This is a genomic window from Streptomyces sp. NPDC057002 (genome assembly GCF_042673825.1).
Taxonomy (GTDB): Bacteria; Actinomycetota; Actinomycetes; order Streptomycetales; family Streptomycetaceae; genus Streptomyces.
In genome coordinates, this window is the sequence record NZ_JBHURZ010000008.1 from 197,592 (window position 1) to 216,910 (window position 19,319).

Consider the following 19,319-nt stretch of genomic DNA (forward strand, 5'->3'; position numbering starts at 1 on the left):
CGCTCCGTGCTCATGATGAAGGGCGCCCCCCGCTGTCGGAGGGCGCCCTCGATGTTCGTGTCCCGCCGCCTTGAGCAGTCGGCGGCCGGTGCGCGTACTACCTGGTGTCACACCGCGGCCGCGGCGGCCGCGACGGGGACCTCGGTGAGGATGGTGCGCTTGGGGTTGGCGGTCTGTGCGGGGAGATCGACGCTGTGCTCCGGCTGCTCCGGCGTCTGCAGTTCGTCGGCGTCGTCCAAGTGCGCCAGCGTCGTGCGTCGCGGGTTGGCGATCTTGTGGAACATCGTCGTCGTCTTCACTGTTTACCTGACCCTGTCCTGTGACGGCGCCGCGCGGGTCCTTGGACCTCGCGCCGGGCGCGGGTTGTCGGTTTTGCCATCTCTGTAAAGCGTCAGGCTAAACATGGGATTCCCGGCCCAATCACGGAGGGGCCATGATCAGCATGTGAGTTTCCTCACGAATCAGAGTCCGAATCGGTCAATCCGGACTCATGCCCCACCCCCACGAAACGGACATTAACCCCCTGAAGCCATCATTCCGCTCCTGATCATGGCGACTGGGACACCCCTCATGGCCCTGCGACTCGCGGGCTTACGTCCGAAATGGACGAACTCACTTTCTACGTCCGGTGATCCGGCCCTCACGTGGTGTCACCTATGTCACGGCCTGGCCTACGGGCCTTGTTGGAGATCCTGTGCTGTGCTGGAATCTCACGGACCGCCGCAGGATCGAGCCGGCGCACAGGGGGCGCACAGACGCGCCGAGTGGCGGCGAGAAGGGGGAGCCAGCGCCGGTCACTCACGACCACCACGGGGGCGTACTCAGGGCGTCCCCAGAACGCCGACACCGTGCCCCGCCGCTGACACGACGGGGTGCCTGGTCCAGAGGTTGCGACGCTAGTGCAGGGACGTTTCAAGAGGGATGGCAGCGCTTCGGCGGAGCCGGAGCCGCACGGCGGGACTGGCGCCATGAAGGGCGGCCCCGCGCCCCAGCACGCCCAGAACCCGGGCTCGGCCGGCGACGGCGGTGAGCACTCCGGGCGATCCGGTCCATCGGCCCCCTCGGGGGCCTCGAATCCGTCCCCGCCGCTGAAGCCGCCGACGGGCCCCACCGGCCCCGGCCCGCGAATAGCCCTGCGCAACTGGCGGATCTCCACCCGACTGGTCTCGCTGCTCGCCCTCCCCGTGGTCGCGGCCACCTCGCTGGGTGCGCTGCGTATCAACCAGTCCATGGACGACATCCAGCAGCTCGACAACATGAAGCTGCTGACGGACATGACCAAGCAGGCCACCGAGCTGTCGGCCGCGCTCCAGGAGGAGCGCGACCAGTCGGCCGGCCCGCTCGCGCACGGCGGCAAGGCGACCGACTTCACGGTCAAGGGTCTTCGCGAGAAGACCGACCGGGCGATGAAGAACTTCCTCGACAGTTCCGAGGAGATCGACAGCGCCAGCAAGGAAGGCAACCTCAAGGGCGTCCGCGAGTACCTCATCCAGCTCGCCGGCGAGCTGGGCGACCTGGCGCAGATCCGCAAGAGCGCCTACGCCTCCGAGGGCAACTCCACGCAGACGATCGAGGCGTACCACCGTCTGATCGAGAACCTGGTCGACCTCTCCCAGGACATGGCCGAGGCGACCAGCAACCCGGACATGATCCAGCGCACCCGGGCACTGGCGGCCTTCTCCTCCGCCAAGGAGTACTCCTCCATCCAGCGCGCGGCCCTCGCCGCGGCACTGCCCGCGAGCAACACCACGACCGGCAAGCTCTCGCCGAACGACCGGCTCTACGCCGAGTCGTCCCTGGAGAGCCAGAAGTCCGAGATCCGAAGCTTCAAGAGCATCTACGGCGAGGACGCCGCCGCCGAGCTGCTGAAGCCGATCGAGGACGGCGGCAACTCCACGATCAAGGCCACCGACACCTACGCGGGCCGTGCCCTGGTCTCCGCGAGCGGTCTCGCCCAGCAGGACAAGCGGTCCTACCGCGACTGGCTGGACGACAGCTCCACCAAGATCCAGCAGATGAAGAACATCGAGCACACCCTGCTCGAGGAGATGGAACAGAAGGCCCGCGAGCTGCGCAGCGCCACGGAGCGCGACGCGATCATCTCCGGTGCGCTGATCCTGATCGTGCTCGGTGTGTCGCTGGTCGGCGCCTTCGTCGTGGCCCGCTCCATGATCCGCTCGCTGCGCCGCCTGGAGGAGACCGCGACCAAGGTCGCCTCCGACCGGCTGCCCGAGCTGGTCAAGCAGCTGTCCGAGTCCGACCCGCAGGACGTCGACACGTCCGTGGAGTCGGTCGGTGTGCACTCCCGGGACGAGATCGGCCGGGTGGCCGCGGCCTTCGACGACGTGCACCGCGAGGCGGTCCGCCTCGCCGCCGAGCAGGCCCTGCTGCGGGGCAACGTCAACGCGATGTTCACCAACCTCTCGCGCCGCTCCCAGGGTCTGATCCAGCGCCAGCTCTCGCTGATCTCCGAGCTGGAGTCCCGCGAGGCCGACCCAGACCAGCTGTCCTCGCTGTTCAAGCTCGACCACCTCGCGACGCGCATGCGCCGTAACGGTGAGAACCTCCTCGTCCTCGCGGGTGAGGAGCCCGGCCGCCGCTGGACCCGCCCGGTCCCGCTGGTCGACGTGCTCCGCGCCGCCGCGTCCGAGGTGGAGCAGTACGAGCGCATCGAGCTGGCCGCCGTGCCGACCACCGAAGTGGCCGGCCGGGTCGTCAACGACCTCGTGCACCTGCTCGCCGAGCTGCTGGAGAACGCGACCTCGTTCTCCTCGCCGCAGACCAAGGTCAAGGTCACCGGTCACGCGCTGCCCGACGGCCGTGTGCTGATCGAGATCCACGACACCGGTATCGGTCTGTCGCCGGAGGACCTGGCCGCGATCAACGAGCGGCTCGCCTCTCCCCCGACGGTGGACGTCTCCGTCTCCCGCCGCATGGGTCTGTTCGTGGTCGGCCGTCTGTCGCAGCGGCACGGCATCCGCATCCAGCTGCGCCCGTCCGACTCCGGTGGTACGACCGCGCTGGTCATGCTGCCCGTCGATGTCGCCCAGGGCGGCAGGAAGCCCCAGCCCAAGCAGCCCGGCCAGCCGCCGCTCGGCGGTGGCGGTCCGGCCGCCGCGCAGGCCGCCGCCGGTGTGGCCGCGGCCCGGCGTGGCGCCGGTGCCGGCCAGGGCGGCGGCGCGCTCGGGGCGGGTCCCTCCGGTGGCGGTGCCTTCGGTGCCGCCGCGTCCGGCGCGGGCCGGCTCGGTCCTGGCCAGAGCCCGCGGGCCGCGCTGCCCGGGCGGGACGCGGACGGCGGCCGTCCGGGAGCGCCGGGCGGAGCGCGCGGGCCCCAGGGTCCCGAGAAGTCCCCGTCGTTGTTCGATCAGGGTGCTCCCTCCGCGCCCCCGCAGGGCCGTCCGGCTCCGGCCGGTGCCGGCTTCGGGCAGGCCCCGGGTGCCCCGCAGGGCATGCAGGCCGCGGGTACGAACGGGCCGCAGGGCCAGGACGCCTTCGGCGGCCGAGGCGCGCAGCGCCCGGGCGGCAACGCCGAGCAGGGCCAGGGCCGTCGGCCGCAGCTGCCGCCGCGCGATGGTCCGCGGGCCGAGCTGCCCGGTGGCGACCCGCAGCCGCGCGTACCGAGCTGGAGCGACGAGAACGCCCAGCCGCCGGTGCCGCGTGCCTCGCTGGACGCCCCGCGCGGTCACGAGGAGCCGGACGTCTCCCGTACGTCCCAGATGCCGCGGATCGACGACCGGCATGGCCCGGGCGCGACGGCGGAAATCCCGGCCGTGCCGCGTGACGGCGACCGGCAGGGCCCCGGCTCGCCCGCCGACTTCGGCATGGGCGGCCCCCAGCACTCGGACCAGTTCGCCACCGGCACGAACGGATCGCACGACCCGGGCCAGTTCGTCCGCCCGGACGTCTTCGGCTCCCCGGCCGGCCGCCGCGACCCGTCGTCCACGACGGGCCAGTACCCGGCACCGCAGGCCCCGCAGTCGTACGACAACGGCTCCACGGGCCAGTTCCCGGCACCCCGCCAGGACAACAGCGGCAGCCAGTACCCCGTGCCGCGCCAGGACAACGGGCCGACCGGCCAGTACCCGGCGCAGCGCCAGGACAACGGCTCCACCGGCCAGTACCCGGCACCCCGCCAGGACGGCGGCTCCGGCCGGCCCACCCTTCCGGGTCCGGCCACACCGGCCGACCCCGGTGGCACGGGCCAGTTCGAGCGGCCGCAGGTCAACGGCGGCCGGGGCGGGTCCGACTTCGGCGCACCGCGGCCGCCCGCCCCGCAGGCCCGGCCCGCCCGGCAGGAGCCCGAGGCCCTGCCGCCGGCGTCCGGTCCGGGCGACGGTCGTACGCCGCTGTACGACACACTCGAGACCAACTGGTTCCACGGCCAACACGGCCAGCAGGAGCAGCAGCCGCAGAACAACGGCTCGGCTCCGTCCCCTCAGCAACCGCAGGGACCCACCGGTCCGCAGCGGTCGTCCGCACCCGCCGGCTGGCGCAGTTCACCCAACGACGATCTCGGCCGCCAGGCCGAGCGCGTCCGCCAGCCCGCCGCGGGCGGTGTCACCACCTCCGGCCTGCCGCGCCGTGTGCCCCGGGCGAACCTCGTCGCGGGCACGGCTCAGCAGCAACCGGCGCAGCAGAGTGGTCCGCAGATCTCCCGGGCGCCCGATGACGTCCGGGGCCGGCTGACCAATCTCCGTCGCGGTATCGCACAGGGTCGTCAGGCCGGGTCCACCCAGACCGGCAGCTTCCCTCGACCCTCTCACCAGCAGGAGCGTTAGTTGAGTCCGATGAGCCAGGCGGCACAGAACCTCAACTGGTTGATCACCAACTTCGTGGACAACACCCCCGGGGTGTCCCACACCGTCGTCGTGTCCGCCGACGGTCTCCTCCTGGCGATGTCGGAGGGCTTCCCGCGTGACCGCGCGGACCAGCTCGCGGCCGTCGCCTCGGGCCTGACGTCCCTGACGGCAGGCGCCTCCCGGATCTTCGAGGGCGGCGACGTCGCGCAGACGGTCGTGGAGATGGAGCGCGGATTCCTGTTCCTGATGTCCGTCTCGGACGGCTCGTCGCTGGCCGTCCTGGCACACCCCGATTGCGACATCGGCCTCGTCGGCTACGAGATGGCGCTCCTGGTCGACCGCGCGGGCGCGGTCCTCACCCCCGACCTGCGAGCTGAGCTCCAAGGCAGTCTGCTCCACTGAACGGCCCGGCACCACCCGTCTCACCACATCACCGTCCGGCCGCCACACACCCCACACAGGCCCCGTCAGACGGCTCGACTGACCGACTTGCTGTCCCGCCCGGAGGACCCATGACCCCGCCCCCCGCCTCTCATGATCCGTACGCGGAGCCGTACGAGGACGAGGGCGACCAGCCGCTGGTACGGCCTTACGCCATGACCGGCGGCCGGACGCGGCCGCGCTACCAGCTGGCCATCGAGGCTCTGATCAGCACGACCGCGGACCCCGCGGCGCTCATGGGGCTGCTGCCGGAGCACCAGCGCATCTGCCACCTGTGCCGTGAGGTGAAGTCGGTCGCCGAGGTCTCGGCGCTGCTCAACATGCCGCTGGGTGTGGCCAGGATCCTCGTCGCGGACCTCGCGGAGGCCGGTCTCGTCGCGATCCACCAGCCGGGCGGCGACGACGCCACCGGTGCACCGGACGTGACACTGCTCGAAAGGGTGCTCAGTGGACTTCGCAAGCTCTGACGCGGGTCGTTCCACCACGTCCGCGAAGATCGTGGTGGCAGGCGGCTTCGGCGTGGGCAAGACCACGTTCGTCGGCGCCGTCTCGGAGATCAACCCGCTGCGCACGGAGGCCGTCATGACCTCCGCCAGCGCGGGGATCGACGACCTGACCCACACCGGGGACAAGACCACCACCACGGTGGCCATGGACTTCGGCCGTATCACCCTGGACCAGGACCTGATCCTGTACCTGTTCGGTACACCGGGCCAGGACCGCTTCTGGTTCATGTGGGACGACCTGGTGCGCGGCGCCATCGGCGCGGTGGTCCTGGTGGACACGCGCCGGCTGGCCGACTGCTTCCCGGCCGTCGACTACTTCGAGAACAGCGGCCTGCCCTTCGTCGTGGCGCTGAACGGCTTCGACGGCCAGCAGCCCTACCAGCCCGAGGAGGTGCGCGAGGCGTTGCAGATCGGGCCGGACACCCCGATCATCACGACGGACGCCCGCCACCGGGCCGATGCGAAGAGTGCCCTGATCACGCTGGTCGAGCACGCTTTGATGGCACGGCTGAGGTAGCACCCAATTCGAGAGCGCCATACGGAAGTTGTCGTAGATACACCGGAGCCGACTGTGTCCTTTGACACGGTCGGCCAAGGTGTTCATAACGTTTCGGCAGAGGAATCGGGTGGTACGGCCACGCGTCGCGCACATCCGGTCTCGCTGCGCGCACAATCGCCCCGCCTTTTGGCGGGGCTCGTTCTTTATGACCGTTTTATCTGGGGCTTACATCACTCGGAATCCCTGCCTCGGACTGTTTGGAAGAGCGCAGGTCGTCGTGCTGGAATGCCTGAACTGCCCAATAGTCAATGACGCACTCGTCCGTCGATGGCGTGTTGGGCGCTGAGACACTGCGGCACAACGTTGGTGCCGACCGCCGAGAGGTTGTTGGTCGAGTGAGGCGAAGCAAGAACAGTCCCGAGCCGTCGGCCCGGGGCAACTTCACCCCGCCGCCGCGCACAGCGGCGCCCGCCCCCGTGCCCGGTTCGGAGCCGACGGCCACGCCTGCCGAGAGCAGCGGCCGTCTCTCCCCGCGCAACTGGCGCGTGGCGACCAGGCTCAACGCGATCCTGCTCATACCCGTGCTGGTCGGCCTCGTCATGGGCGGCTTCCAGGTGAAGAGCTCGATCGACACCTGGCAGGAGGCCGAGGACGCGGAGAACACCGCGCGCCTGGTGCGCGCCTCCCTGCTGTACGCCAACGCCCTCTACAACGAGCGCGACACCTCGGCGGCGCCCCTGCTGAAGGGCAGCGCCCAGACCGCCCAGGACAAGGCGACGGTCACCCAGGTCCGCAAGGCCACGGACGAGGCGGCCGACGCCTTCGACACCGCGGCCCAGAGCATGCCGGCGAAGCCCGGCCTCGAGCGCCGTCTGAAGCTGTTCCGCGAGGCGGAGCCGAAGCTGCAGACCCTGCGCCAGGTCGCGTACACCTCCAAGCTCAAGGGTGTGCAGACCGAGGAGGGCTACGTCGAGGTCGCCCACCCGCTGACGGAGTTCGCCAACGAGCTCGGCCTGGGCACCGGCAACATCACCAGCTACGGCCGGACCGTGTACGCCATCGAGCTCACCAAGGCGGCCCTGTCGCTGCAGCGCTCGATCGGCATGCACATCCTGGTCAAGCCGGGCCCGGACGACGGCAACCTGGCCAGCCAGCGCATCGCCCTGTCCTCGTACGCCTACCTCGAGCGCATCGCCGTCGAGGAGTACATCGGCGGTGGTACCGAGCAGGACGCGGCCAAGCTCAAGACGGCCGAGGCGAAGCTGAAGACCGACGGCGCCGCGATGGCCCGGGAGGCCAAGGCCAAGAACCCGGACTACGTCCCCCCGCCGTCCAACCCGACGACGATGGTCTCGGCCGTCGCGACGCTCCCGAGCACCGACCCGAGCGCCCGCGCCGCCCTCGCCGAGAAGGGCGTCACCGCCGAGAACTGGTGGGCGGTCAACACGCTCAAGTTCAACGCGTACGAGAAGATCGAGGCGGACATGGCCGACAAGGCCGTGAGTGAAGCCTCGGACATCGCCGACGGCGCCCAGCAGGACGCCTACATCACCGGTGCCGCCGTCGTGGTCGCCCTGCTCCTGGCCTTCATCCTGGCCGGCGCGGTGGCCCGCCAGATGAGCCGCTCGATGCGCCAGCTGCGCAACGCCGCCTTCGGCATCGCCGAGCAGCGTCTGCCGATGCTGGTCGACCAGCTCTCGCGCACCGACCCCGGCCGCGTCGACACCCGGGTCCAGGCCATCCCGATCACCACCACCGACGAGATCGGCGAAGTCGCCCGCGCCTTCGACCAGGTCCACCGCGAGGCCGTCCGGCTCGCCGCCGAGCAGGCCCTGCTGCGGGGCAACATCAACGCGATCTTCACCAACCTGTCGCGCCGCAACCAGTCGCTGATCGAGGGCCAGCTGACCCTGATCACCGACCTGGAGAACAACGAGGCCGACCCGGACCAGCTGGAGAACCTCTTCCGGCTGGACCACCTCGCGACCCGTATGCGCCGCAACGGCGAGAACCTGCTGGTCCTCGCCGGCGAGGAGCCCGGCCGCCGCTGGGACCAGCCGGTGCCGCTGGTCGACGTGCTGCGCGCCGCCTCCTCCGAGGTGGAGCAGTACGAGCGCATCGAGCTGTCCGGCGTCCCGGAGGCCGAGATCCACGGCCGTGCCGTGACCGACCTCGTGCACCTGCTCGCCGAGCTGCTGGAGAACGCCACGACGTTCTCCTCCCCGCAGACCAAGGTTCGCGTGACCGCCACCCGTCTCCCCGACGGTCGGGTCATGATCGAGATCCACGACAAGGGCATCGGCCTCACCGCCGAGGACTTCGCGGACATCAACCACAAGCTGGCCAACCCGCCGACGGTGGACGCCGCGATCTCGCAGCGCATGGGCCTCTTCGTGGTCGGCCGGCTGTCCGACCGGCACGGCATCCGCGTCCAGCTGCGCCCCTCGGGCGAGCAGGCGGGTACGACCTCGCTGGTCATGCTGCCCGACGCGATCACCCACGGTGGTGGCGGCGAGCAGCACGTGGACCGCGACGAGTTCACCGTCTCGCAGATCATCCCCGAGCAGAACTTCGGCGGCGAGAACTTCAACCAGCAGCCCATGCGCACGGCCGCTGAGCTCGGCTTCGACGACAGCCGCTACTCCGAGGTCCCCGACGACATACGTGAGCTGGACCCCGTCGGCCGCTCCCTGATGCGCGAGGAGCGCAGGGCGGCCCTGGAGGCCCAGTCGCACGACCAGCCCGCCCTGCCCGGGCGGAACCAGCAGGACCCCGACGAGGGGCATGCGTACCCCGAGGACTTCAACGGGCAGCAGGGCTACGACACCGGCCAGGCCTACGACACGGGCCAGACCGGCTACCCCCAGCAGCAGCCCTCCGCGTACGACCGTCAGGCGACGTACGAGGACCAGCAGGCGCAGTACGAGGAGCAGCGGCACACGGCGTACGAGGAGCCGCAGCGCCCTGCGTACGACGAGCAGTACTACGCGCCGAACGGCGGCATGCCGCAGAACGACACCTTCTCGCCGAACGGCGGCTACCCGGACCCCTCCTATGCGGAGCCGGCCCAGCAGGAGCCCTCGGCGCCGGGTGCGGGCGGGCCCGGCGGCTTCGCCGCCTTCGAGCAGCGTCGTCACCAGGACGACTGGCCGCAGCAGGACGGCTACCAGAACGGCTACCCGAGCCAGTACCCTTCTCAGGCCCAGGAAACGGAATCTGCGCAGGCCGCTGACGCAAGTGAGCAGGACCGCGTAGGCTTCGACCGTCCGGGACCGGCCCACTCCGCCGCCCACTCGATGACCGACGCGGGACTTCCCCGCCGCGGATCCACTGCGAGCGGTGCGAACGGCACGGGCGGCGCGCGGCACGCGAGCCAGGAGCCTCCGGCTTCCACCCCGGAGAGCACCGGCGACAGCGACTGGCGCTCGGCGAACGACGAGCGGTGGCAGCAGGCTTCGCAGCTCCGGAAGCCCAGGGCCGGCGGGGTCACCTCCTCCGGTCTGCCGAGGCGGGTACCCAAGGCCAACCTGATCGAGGGTGCCGCCGAGAGCACCCCCCAGGGAGGCCCCCAGGTCTCCCGCGCCCCGGAGGACGTCCGGGGCAGGCTGAGCAACCTGCGCCGCGGCGTGGAACGCGGACGCAACGCAGGCAGTGAAACGAACGGCCAGGGCTTCGGTCCTGACAGCACCTACAACCAGGAGCGTTAGTGTGAGCCCGATGAGCCAGGCGGCACAGAACCTGAACTGGTTGATCACCAACTTCGTGGACAACACCCCGGGGGTGTCCCACACGGTGGTGGTCTCCGCCGACGGACTCCTTCTGGCGATGTCCGAAGGCTTTCCCCGCGACCGCGCCGACCAGCTCGCGGCCGTCGCTTCCGGTCTGACGTCACTGACGGCGGGCGCATCCCGGATCTTCGAGGGAGGCGCTGTGAACCAGACGGTTGTGGAGATGGAGCGGGGATTCCTGTTCATCATGTCCGTATCCGACGGCTCCTCCCTCGCGGTTCTCGCACATCCCGAGGCGGACATCGGTCTCATCGGGTACGAGATGGCACTGCTGGTCGACCGAGCCGGTACGGTCCTGACACCGGACCTTCGTGCGGAGCTCCAGGGGAGCCTGCTCAACTAACGGACGGACGGTGCGTTTTGGCGTCCCGTGGCCGTAAAGTTTCGGGACGCGGCTCCACAGCGATGGGTGCCAGGCACAGTCGGAGGAGGAGAAAGTGGCAACACCCCCAGGCGGTTCGTCTTCGGGCAACTGGTCGTACGGCCCTGCCCAGGGCCAGAACGACGGTGGCCAGAACCCGAACCGTTACAACTTCCCCTCCACACCGAGCCACCGGCAGCCGTACGCGCCGCAGGGCCCCGGCCCGTCGCCGTACGACCAGCCACCGGCCCCGCGTATCCAGCCTGTGCAGCCGCAGCGCCGCACCCCCGAGCCGGCGCCCGCCGGCGCGTCGAACAACCCGCTGGTGCGTCCGTACGCCATGACCGGCGGCCGGACCCGCCCGCGCTACCAGCTCGCCATCGAGGCGCTGGTGCACACCACTGCGCAGCCGCACCAGATGCAGGGCCAGTTGCCCGAGCATCAGCGGATCTGCAACCTCTGCCGGGAAATCAAGTCGGTCGCCGAGATCTCGGCGCTCCTCACGATCCCTCTCGGCGTGGCCAGGATCCTCGTCGCCGACTTGGCGGAGGCGGGACTGGTCGCCATCCATCAGCCCGGCGGCGACGAGAACGCCGGCGGCCAGCCAGACGTGACACTGCTCGAAAGGGTGCTCAGTGGACTTCGCAAGCTCTAGCGGCGGTCCTTCCCGCTCCACCACCTCAGCGAAGATCGTGGTGGCGGGTGGCTTCGGCGTGGGCAAGACCACGTTCGTCGGGGCCGTCTCGGAGATCAACCCGCTGCGTACCGAGGCCGTCATGACGTCAGCTTCGGCCGGCATCGACGACCTCACCCACACCGGGGACAAGACGACCACCACGGTCGCCATGGACTTCGGCCGTATCACCCTGGACCAGGACCTGATCCTGTACCTCTTCGGTACGCCCGGTCAGGACCGCTTCTGGTTCATGTGGGACGACCTGGTGCGGGGTGCCATCGGCGCGATCGTGCTGGTGGACACGCGGCGTCTGGCCGACTGCTTCCCGGCCGTCGACTACTTCGAGAACTCGGGTCTGCCGTTCGTGATCGCGCTGAACGGGTTCGACGGGCAGCAGCCGTACAACCCGGACGAGGTGCGGGAGGCTCTGCAGATCGGGCCGGACACGCCGATCATCACGACGGATGCGCGGCATCGGGCCGATGCGAAGTCTGCGTTGATCACGCTGGTTGAGCACGCGCTCATGGCACGGCTTCGGTAGTCAGTAGCTGTGGGACAGCCCCTGGCGGCCTCTGGGTTGCCGGGGGCTGTTGCGTTGCCGGGTGCGGGTTGTGGGGGGCTTGTCGCGCAGTTCCCCGCGCCCCCAAGCCGAAGAGGCCCCTCCGGAATCGGAGGGGCCTCTTCGGCTTGTCTCAGCGCCAGCTGTGCGGGGCTCGGAAGCCCGGCTCGCGTTCCAGGCGGCGCCAGCCGGCCTTGACGCGGCCGCGGTGCGTCGGGGTCGGGTCGGTGGGGCGGGCGGCGGCGCGGGCCAGGAGGATCGCCGTGATGGCGGCGACTTCCTCGGGCTCGGCGTGGCCCTTCTCGACGCGGATGTCAGGGGTGTCCATGGGTGTCAGTCTCCGTGAGAGAGATGTCCGCGGGGTTACTGCGGAGGGTTGCCGTGCTTGCGGGAAGGCAGGTCGGCGTGCTTGGTCTGGAGCATCGCGAGGGACTTGATCAGTACCTCGCGGGTCTCGGCGGGGTCGATCACGTCGTCGACCAGGCCGCGCTCCGCCGCGTAGTACGGGTGCATCAGCTCGGACTTGTACTCCTTGACCATGCGGGCCCGCATGGCCTCGGGGTCCTCGGCCTCGGCGATCTGGCGGCGGAAGATGACGTTGGCCGCACCCTCCGCGCCCATGACGGCGATCTCGTTCGTCGGCCAGGCGTAAGTGAGGTCCGCACCGATGGACTGGCTGTCCATGACGATGTACGCACCTCCGTAGGCCTTGCGCAGGATCAGCGAGATCCTCGGCACGGTCGCGTTGCAGTAGGCGTAGAGCAGCTTCGCGCCGTGGCGGATGATCCCACCGTGCTCCTGGTCGACGCCGGGCAGGAACCCGGGTACGTCCAGAAGAGTGATGATCGGGATGTTGAAGGCGTCGCACATCTGGACGAAGCGGGCCGCCTTCTCGGAGGCCTCGATGTCCAGGACACCGGCGAGCGCCTGGGGCTGGTTGGCGACGATGCCGACGACCTGGCCGTCCATCCGGCCCAGCGCGCAGATGATGTTCCGCGCCCAGCGCTCGTGGACCTCCAGGTAGTCGCCGTCGTCGACGATCTCCTCGATGACCTTGGCCATGTCGTACGGCCGGTTGCCGTCCGCAGGGACCAGGTCCAGCAGGACGTCCGAGCGACGGTCCACCGCGTCCGTGGCCTCCGCGCGGGGCGGGTTCTCACGGTTGTTCTGCGGGAGCAGGGAGAGGAGGTAGCGGACCTCGGCGATGCAGGTCTCTTCGTCGTCGTAGGCGAAGTGGCAGACGCCGCTGGTCTCGGCGTGGACGTCGGCGCCGCCCAGGCCGTTCTGGGTGATCTCCTCGCCGGTGACCGCCTTGACGACGTCCGGGCCGGTGATGAACATCTGCGAGGTCTCGCGGACCATGAACACGAAGTCCGTCAGGGCGGGGCTGTAGGCCGCGCCGCCCGCGCACGGGCCGAGCATCACCGAGATCTGCGGGATCACGCCCGACGCCTTGGTGTTGCGCTGGAAGATGCCGCCGTAGCCGGCGAGGGCGGAGACGCCCTCCTGGATACGGGCGCCGGCGCCGTCGTTCAGCGAGACCAGCGGAGCCCCGGCCGCGATGGCCATGTCCATGATCTTGTGGATCTTGGTGGCGTGGGCCTCGCCCAGCGCGCCGCCGAAGACCCGGAAGTCATGGGCGTAGACGAAGACCGTCCGGCCCTCCACCGTCCCCCAGCCGGTGATCACACCGTCGGTGTACGGCTTCTTGGCCTCCAGGCCGAAGCCCGTGGCCCGGTGCCGGCGGAGCTGCTCGACCTCGCGGAAGGAATCCGGGTCGAGGAGCAGCTCGATGCGCTCCCGCGCGGTCAGCTTGCCCTTGGCGTGCTGCGCCTTGGTCGCCTTCTCGCTCGGTCCGGCCACCGCCTGCGCACGGATCTCGTGCAGTTCGGCCACGCGTCCGCGCGCGTCGGTCGGCTCACCCGGCGCCTCATCCAAAACGGTCATGTAGTGACCTTACGAAGCCGACCCAGGAAAGCGGGCCGTCGACTCCTCACAGTCTCCGGCGTGTTTTCCTGGTACCCCTGAACAGAACCATGGCGGAGTGCAGCCAATCCGACTGCTCAGAGGGTGTGCGGCTTGTAGGGGTCACACAAAGACCTCAACCGAGAGTCACCTCACATCGGTGCATCGCGCATACCTCCCCCGGGGTGACGCGCAGTCTCAGTCGAGGGCCGGTCGAGAGCACCTCGACGCTCTCGTCCGCGCGGACGACCCGGCGGACCGGGCGGTCCCAGGTGATCTCCAGCGGCTTGCCCGTGCGGGGCGGCTCGCTCGCACAGAGGGTAGCGGTACGGCCCCGGCGGACGGTCAGCACGCTCGCGCCGGCGGAAGCGGTGAGCGGGCCCGCCGTGCCGGCCTGCCAAAAGGTCGCGGCCGTGCAGCCGAGGGAGGGCACGGTGACCGCCTGGCAGGTCGTGTCGTTGGCGAGGACCGACAGCCAGTGGCGGTCGGCGGCGCGGCGTGCGACCGCGCGGCGGGACGCCCCGGGCATGAGGACGTAGGCGTATGTGGCGTCCTCGGGGTCGGTGCCGTGGTCGAGCCAGAGGGTCTGCCAGCTGCGGGTGCGCCGTTCCGGGGTGCTGCCGGTGTTGATGTCGGCCCAGGCGCCGGTGCGGTCCTCGCGCAGCGCCTTGGGCTCGCCGTCGAGCAGGACCCAGCCGCCGTGGTTCTCCAGGTGGGCCCAGTTCCGGTCCTTGTTCCGGCCCTGGACGAAGGCCTGGGTGCCGGAGTGCGGCTCGCCGAGGTTGCGGTTGTCGACGATCGTCTCCACCGGGACGCCGTCGGCGCAGCTGATCCCGGCGCCGAGGCAGATCACCGCGTCCGCGACGCAGAACCAGGACTTGCGGGCCTGGAGGGTGGAGCCGAGGCCCTTGAGGTGCTGGCCCAGCGCGGCGTACGTGCCGTCGGTGGTGCCGCCGACCCAGCGCGCGTCCGGGCGGGCGGTGCCCCACTCGCCGCCCTCGCGGTCGGCCAGGCGTTTGGTGGAGACGGTGGTGCCGGGCAGGCGGTACCAGTCCACCGTCGGCCAGAAGCAGTCCGTGTACTGGTCGCTCGTGCCGGCCCACCAGCTGACCGTCCCCGCGCCGGTGTGCCAGCCGCGTGGGTTCTCGCCGTTGCCGCACTCGTAGTGGGCGATGCGGTCGCTGGCCATGGCGATGTTCACGGTGAAGCCGGGGCGGCGGTGGACGGCACGGTCCATGGCGGCGAAGAGGTGGTGTCCGGTGGGTTCGGGTGCGGCCGGGGCGGGCGAGGCGGCGATGGCGTGCAGCCGGGCCAGGTCGGCCACGCCGAACTGGGGTGCCGTCAGGATCGGGGTGACCGTGTCCCGTTCGATCCAGCCCTTGACGCGGGCGTGCCAGCGGTCGCGTTCGGCGGGGCTCGCGGCGGCCGCGAGGAGGGCGATGGCCGCGATGAGCTGCTGTCCGTGGAAGTGGTCGCTCCGCATGACCTTGCGGTCGTCGGTGGTGAGGTAACCGCGGCTGATGGCCCGGCCGTTGACGCTGTCCATGACCAGTCCGTCGTGGATGAGCGGGGCGTAGGCCTGCTCGACGCTGTCGAGGATGATCTGCCGGTTCGGGTCGGTGACCGCCCAGTCGGATCCGGCGAGCAGGGCGAAGAGCCGGCCGAGGCCGTCGAGCATGACCTGTCCGTAGGTGCCCGAGTAGGCGACCCAGGTGTGCTGGACGAAGGAGCCGTCGGCGTAGAGGCCGTCGCCCCGGGTGACGTACGGGAAGACCGGGGAGAGCGCGTCACGGGCGAGGGCGATCTTGGCCGGGTCGCGGCCGAGGATGCCGCGCAGGGCGACGGAGCGGCACAGGTCGACGCGGTTGGCGCCGGTGGAGGTGCCGGTGTAGTCGCCGAGGGCCGAGTCGGGGACGAAGTGGTCTACCGCCGCGCATACGGCCCGGACGCGGGGGTCGCCCAGCTCGTCGTGGAGGGCGGCTGTGATGTCGGTGAGCAGGCGGGGGCTGCCGATCTGCCATTCCCACCAGTTGCCGTAGCGGGTGGTTGCGGCGTTGTAGACGGTCTCGGAGAGGTGGTCGAGGCCGCGCAGGATGTCGGCGAGGAGATCCGGGTCGGCGGTCGAGCCGGTGCCCTGCTGGGCGTAGGCCTGGGTCATGGTCCACAGGCGGCCGTAGCTGAGGGTGATGCCGGCCGGCGGGTCGAAGGGGTGCCCGGGCCAGAGTGAGTTCGCCGCCGGGGCCATGGTGGCGCGCAGGCGGCGGGCGAGTTCACCGGTCTCGGCGAGCCGGGAGGCGTACGGCTCCGCGGCCGGGTCGTAGCCGTCGCCGAGGGCGATACCGAGCCAGCGCCGGCGGAGGGTTTCGTACGGATCCTCGGCTTCGGGAGCATCCGTACCGTGGGGCGCGGGCGTCGCGCCCCCGGTCGCCGCCAGCGCCGCGGCCGCGCGCAGCAGGGCCCGGCGGCTGGGGTCCAACAGGGTGGCGGCGGCCTTGGCCGTACGGCGGGGGAAGACGCGACGCTGGGGAGTCATGCCCATGCCCTACCACGGGGAGACGGTCACCTGAACGGAGGATCCGGCCGGAGTGACCGGGATGGGGGAACGCGGGGATGCGGCGCGTGCCGGCTCCGGTCAGTCGAAGCGGTTCAGTATGCGGCGGTACAGCCCCGGGGGCAGGGCCCTGAGGCGGCTCCGGAGGGTTCGCCAGGCGGGGGCGTGCGCCTCGTCGCGGTCCTGGCGTACGGATTCGAAGATCTCGCGGGCGACGGAGCCGGGCGAGACGGGACGGGGGGTGGTGCGGTCGTGGGGGCCGCCCCGGCGGGTGGAGCCGGCGCGGCCGGGCACGACGAAGGTCACGCCCACGCCCGTGCCTCGCAGTTCCCGGCGCAGTGCCTCCGCGAAAGCGGCGAGGCCCGCCTTGGCGGCGGAGTGCACCGCTTCCTCCCTTACGCCCGCGCGGCCGGCGACCGAGCCGAGCAGCACCACCCGGCCCCGGCCGGCCGTGATCATGGACGGCAGCACCTCGCGCACGAGGTGGAGCGTGGCGTTGAGGTCCAGGGCCAGCACCCGGTCGATGTCGGTGTGCGGCATGGCGGCGAACGGGCCCGTCCAGCCGATGCCCGCCCCGGCGACCAGGACGTCGATCCGGCCGGTCGCGTGCAGCGCGGACTGGGCCAGCAGGCGCGGGCCGTCCGGGGCGGCGAGGTCGGCGGGCAGTACGAGGGCCGAGGTGCCGGACGCCGTCCGCTCCAGGCAACGCCGGTCGCGTCCGTTGAGGAGCAGTTGCCAGCCGTCCATGGCGAATCGCCGTGCCGTCGCCGCCCCGACGCCCGAGGAGGCGCCGGTGACCAGGACCACGCGCTGGTCCAGACGCCGCGCCGGTCCGTGCTCGCGCACTCTCGACGAGGCCGAGGGGCCGCGTGGGGCGGGGCCCGGTGGGTCGTAGGCCGAGCCGGAGCCGGTGAGTGTCATCGGTCGGTCTCCCTGCGCTGTACGTCCGCCGTGGTCTCGTCTGTCTCCATGCGGGGCCCTGCGGGTCCCTTCACACGGAACCTCCTCTGTCCAGGACACCGCCATCCCGGTGCACCGCGCCAGCGCTGGAGCCCTCTCCCGGGCCCGGTCCACCCGGTCCGACGTGCCCGTTTCCGTAGGCGGTCCACGGGCCGGGCCCGTCCGCGACGGCCGTGGCAGGACCACCCCTGCGGGCCGCGCGGTGCCGCCAGGCGGCGGTATCGCGACACAACCCCCGATGATGTTGAACATTGAACCGGAATAGGTCTACGGTGGGCCGCGTTGATGTAGTTCAAGATTCAACATCAAGAGACGTCATCACATCACTCGCAGGAGGCCCACCCATGAGCATCTTCAGCAGCAAGGACACCGAGGCCGCCACCGCCACGTCCGGCGCCGTGCGACCGGAGCTGGCCGCCCTGACCGGCGACTACACGATCGACCCCGCGCACTCGACGATCGGCTTCGTCGCCCGCCACGCGATGGTCACCAACGTCAAGGGCGGCTTCCAGGACTTCACGGGCACGCTCCGCCTCGACGGCACCGACCCCTCGCGGTCCTCGGCCTCCCTCGACGTCGTGATGGACAGCATCGAGACGGGCAACGCCGACCGGGACGGCCACCTCAAGAGCGCGGACTTCTTCAAGGCGGAGGAGTTCCCGACCATGACGTTCCGCTCCACCAAGGCGGAGTCCCTCGGCGGGGACGACTACCGCATCACCGGCGACCTGACGATCCTCGGCACGACCCGCCCCCTCGCCATCGACCTGGAGTTCAACGGCGCCGCGAAGGACCCCTTCGGCAACGAGCGCGTCGGCTTCGAGGGCAAGGCGGAGATCCTGCGCTCGGAGTGGGGCCTGACGTGGAACGCCGCACTGGAGACCGGCGGTGTGCTCGTCTCCGACAAGATCAAGCTGAACTTCGACATCTCGGCGATCAGGAACGCCTGAACCTCCTGAACCTCTCCGGCCACGCCGTACGGGACGACTCCGTGCGGCGTGGCCGAATCGGGCCTCTTGTGCGAGGACTCGCGGCGTTCTCATAATCCAGCAGCAGAATTTTGACCGGTCCATGCCAGCACATGGACGTTTTTTTGGCCCTGCTGCTGACATGCGCTCGTCAAACGGATGCTTCGGTTGCACATCTCCCCAGGTCAACCCCCCACGGAAGGCATCACGTTGAAGAGACTTCTCACGGCCCTCAAGAGATGCGCGGTCGTCGGCGCGGCCGCGCTCGCGATCGCCAGCCTTCAGCCCGTCACCTCGGCGCAGGCCGCGCCGTCGCCCGTCGTCGGCGGGACGCGGGCCGCGCAGGGCGAGTTCCCGTTCATGGTCAGGCTGTCCATGGGCTGCGGCGGCGCGCTCTACACCCAGCAGATCGTGCTCACGGCCGCGCACTGCGTGGGCAGTTCCGGCAACAACACGAGCATCACCGCCACCGCGGGGGTGGTCGACCTGCAGTCCACGAGCGGCCGGGTCCAGGTCCGCTCCACCAAGGTGCTCCGAGCGCCCGGCTACAACGGCACCGGCAAGGACTGGGCGCTCATCAAGCTCGCCCAGCCGATCAATCTGCCGACCCTGAAGATCGCCACGACCTCGCAGTACAACACCGGTGACTTCACCGTCGCCGGCTGGGGCGCGAACCGTGAGGGCGGCTCCCAGCAGCGCTACCTCCTGAAGGCGACCGTGCCGTTCGTCAGCGACGCCGCGTGCAAGGCCTACGGCGGTCTGTACAGCGGCCTCGTCGCGAACGAGGAGATCTGCGCCGGCTTCGACGCGGGCGGCGTCGACACCTGCCAGGGCGACTCCGGCGGCCCGATGTTCCGCAAGGACAACGCCGGCGCCTGGATCCAGGTCGGCATCGTCAGCTGGGGCGAGGGCTGCGCCCGGCCCGAGGCCCCCGGCGTCTACACGGAGGTCTCCACATTCGCCTCCGCCATAGCCTCGGCGGCGTCCACCCTCTGACCCGCCCTCGGCAACAGAACCTCGCGGGTCCGGTGCGGTTGGGCACCGGGCCCGTGGCGCGGCGGGCCCTCCGGGCCGGGGTCGGCACGTCCGGTGGCGGGCCCGGGCCCGTGCGGTGTTGCACCCGACCGAACCGGCCGCCCTGAGCGGGGCCCGCGCCCGGACGGTGGAGTGACCGCCGTCGGGGGTCAGCACCTCCAGTGGCGGGCCCAGGCCCGGGCGGTGAGTTACACCCGACCGAGTCGCACGC

General features: G+C 70.7%; 15 protein-coding genes. 10 read left to right on the forward strand and 5 right to left on the reverse strand.

The window, feature by feature from the left end; genetic code table 11:
* Positions 1-107: 107 nt before the first annotated feature.
* Positions 108-299 carry a hypothetical protein gene (locus tag ACFT32_RS34115; RefSeq protein ID WP_382496991.1) on the reverse strand — a complete coding sequence of 64 codons (192 nt, stop codon included), beginning with the start codon at positions 297-299 and terminating at the stop codon, positions 108-110.
* Between the two features lie 600 nt (positions 300-899).
* On the opposite strand from ACFT32_RS34115, the gene ACFT32_RS34120 reads away from it, so the two are divergent.
* From ACFT32_RS34120 to ACFT32_RS34155, 8 genes are all read left to right on the forward strand, one after another.
* Complete coding sequence (locus tag ACFT32_RS34120; protein WP_382496993.1) at positions 900-4,778, forward strand: nitrate- and nitrite sensing domain-containing protein; 3,879 nt, start codon at positions 900-902, stop codon at positions 4,776-4,778.
* 9 nt (positions 4,779-4,787) lie between these two features.
* Positions 4,788-5,201, forward strand: coding sequence for a roadblock/LC7 domain-containing protein (locus ACFT32_RS34125; protein ID WP_030667329.1), 414 nt, complete (start codon positions 4,788-4,790; stop codon positions 5,199-5,201).
* 110 nt (positions 5,202-5,311) lie between these two features.
* Entirely contained in the window at positions 5,312-5,707 is a 396-nt protein-coding gene (locus tag ACFT32_RS34130) for a DUF742 domain-containing protein (RefSeq protein ID WP_053668780.1), read from the forward strand.
* On the forward strand, positions 5,688-6,263 hold the full coding sequence (locus ACFT32_RS34135) for an ATP/GTP-binding protein (protein WP_104781463.1): 576 nt from the start codon (positions 5,688-5,690) through the stop codon (positions 6,261-6,263). Before ACFT32_RS34130 ends, ACFT32_RS34135 begins: the two co-directional genes overlap by 20 nt.
* 377 nt (positions 6,264-6,640) lie before the next feature.
* Positions 6,641-9,952, forward strand: a complete 3,312-nt coding sequence (locus tag ACFT32_RS34140) for a nitrate- and nitrite sensing domain-containing protein (RefSeq protein WP_382496995.1) — start codon at positions 6,641-6,643, stop codon at positions 9,950-9,952.
* A 10-nt stretch (positions 9,953-9,962) separates the two neighbouring features.
* Complete coding sequence (locus tag ACFT32_RS34145; protein WP_003993185.1) at positions 9,963-10,376, forward strand: roadblock/LC7 domain-containing protein; 414 nt, start codon at positions 9,963-9,965, stop codon at positions 10,374-10,376.
* 94 nt (positions 10,377-10,470) lie between these two features.
* Positions 10,471-11,049, forward strand: a complete 579-nt coding sequence (locus ACFT32_RS34150) for a DUF742 domain-containing protein (RefSeq protein ID WP_193481902.1) — start codon at positions 10,471-10,473, stop codon at positions 11,047-11,049.
* A complete protein-coding gene (locus ACFT32_RS34155) occupies positions 11,030-11,611 on the forward strand; it encodes an ATP/GTP-binding protein (protein ID WP_009314218.1) in 582 nt (193 codons plus the stop codon). Before ACFT32_RS34150 ends, ACFT32_RS34155 begins: the two co-directional genes overlap by 20 nt.
* A gap of 151 nt (positions 11,612-11,762) precedes the next feature.
* Here ACFT32_RS34155 and ACFT32_RS34160 read toward each other — a convergent pair whose 3' ends face one another.
* The 4 genes from ACFT32_RS34160 to ACFT32_RS34175 all read right to left on the reverse strand — a co-directional run bounded on the left by ACFT32_RS34160 (position 11,763) and on the right by ACFT32_RS34175 (position 17,066).
* A complete protein-coding gene (locus ACFT32_RS34160) occupies positions 11,763-11,957 on the reverse strand; it encodes an acyl-CoA carboxylase subunit epsilon (RefSeq protein ID WP_020271460.1) in 195 nt (64 codons plus the stop codon).
* Positions 11,958-11,992: 35 nt separating this feature from the next.
* Positions 11,993-13,576 carry an acyl-CoA carboxylase subunit beta gene (locus ACFT32_RS34165; protein WP_382496998.1) on the reverse strand — a complete coding sequence of 528 codons (1,584 nt, stop codon included), beginning with the start codon at positions 13,574-13,576 and terminating at the stop codon, positions 11,993-11,995.
* A 154-nt stretch (positions 13,577-13,730) separates the two neighbouring features.
* On the reverse strand, positions 13,731-16,127 hold the full coding sequence (locus tag ACFT32_RS34170; RefSeq protein WP_382497000.1) for a polysaccharide lyase 8 family protein: 2,397 nt from the start codon (positions 16,125-16,127) through the stop codon (positions 13,731-13,733).
* 99 nt (positions 16,128-16,226) lie between these two features.
* Entirely contained in the window at positions 16,227-17,066 is an 840-nt protein-coding gene (locus ACFT32_RS34175; RefSeq protein ID WP_382497002.1) for an SDR family NAD(P)-dependent oxidoreductase, read from the reverse strand.
* A 383-nt stretch (positions 17,067-17,449) separates the two neighbouring features.
* On the opposite strand from ACFT32_RS34175, the gene ACFT32_RS34180 reads away from it, so the two are divergent.
* Positions 17,450-18,055 carry a YceI family protein gene (locus ACFT32_RS34180; protein WP_382497004.1) on the forward strand — a complete coding sequence of 202 codons (606 nt, stop codon included), beginning with the start codon at positions 17,450-17,452 and terminating at the stop codon, positions 18,053-18,055.
* A 228-nt stretch (positions 18,056-18,283) separates the two neighbouring features.
* Positions 18,284-19,069 carry a S1 family peptidase gene (locus ACFT32_RS34185; RefSeq protein WP_382497006.1) on the forward strand — a complete coding sequence of 262 codons (786 nt, stop codon included), beginning with the start codon at positions 18,284-18,286 and terminating at the stop codon, positions 19,067-19,069.
* Positions 19,070-19,319 lie beyond the last annotated feature (250 nt).

What these genes read in the sequence shown, in the direction of transcription:
- ACFT32_RS34125 (WP_030667329.1), top strand. Translation starts at nt 4,788, where the DNA reads ATGAGCCAGGCGGCACAGAACCTCAACTGGTTGATCACCAACTTCGTG.
- ACFT32_RS34130 (WP_053668780.1), top strand. Translation starts at nt 5,312, where the DNA reads ATGACCCCGCCCCCCGCCTCTCATGATCCGTACGCGGAGCCGTACGAG.
- ACFT32_RS34145 (WP_003993185.1), top strand. Translation starts at nt 9,963, where the DNA reads ATGAGCCAGGCGGCACAGAACCTGAACTGGTTGATCACCAACTTCGTG.
- ACFT32_RS34160 (WP_020271460.1), bottom strand. Translation starts at nt 11,957, where the DNA reads ATGGACACCCCTGACATCCGCGTCGAGAAGGGCCACGCCGAGCCCGAG.
- ACFT32_RS34165 (WP_382496998.1), bottom strand. Translation starts at nt 13,576, where the DNA reads ATGACCGTTTTGGATGAGGCGCCGGGTGAGCCGACCGACGCGCGCGGA.
- ACFT32_RS34170 (WP_382497000.1), bottom strand. Translation starts at nt 16,127, where the DNA reads ATGACTCCCCAGCGTCGCGTCTTCCCCCGCCGTACGGCCAAGGCCGCC.
- ACFT32_RS34175 (WP_382497002.1), bottom strand. Translation starts at nt 17,066, where the DNA reads ATGACACTCACCGGCTCCGGCTCGGCCTACGACCCACCGGGCCCCGCC.
- ACFT32_RS34180 (WP_382497004.1), top strand. Translation starts at nt 17,450, where the DNA reads ATGAGCATCTTCAGCAGCAAGGACACCGAGGCCGCCACCGCCACGTCC.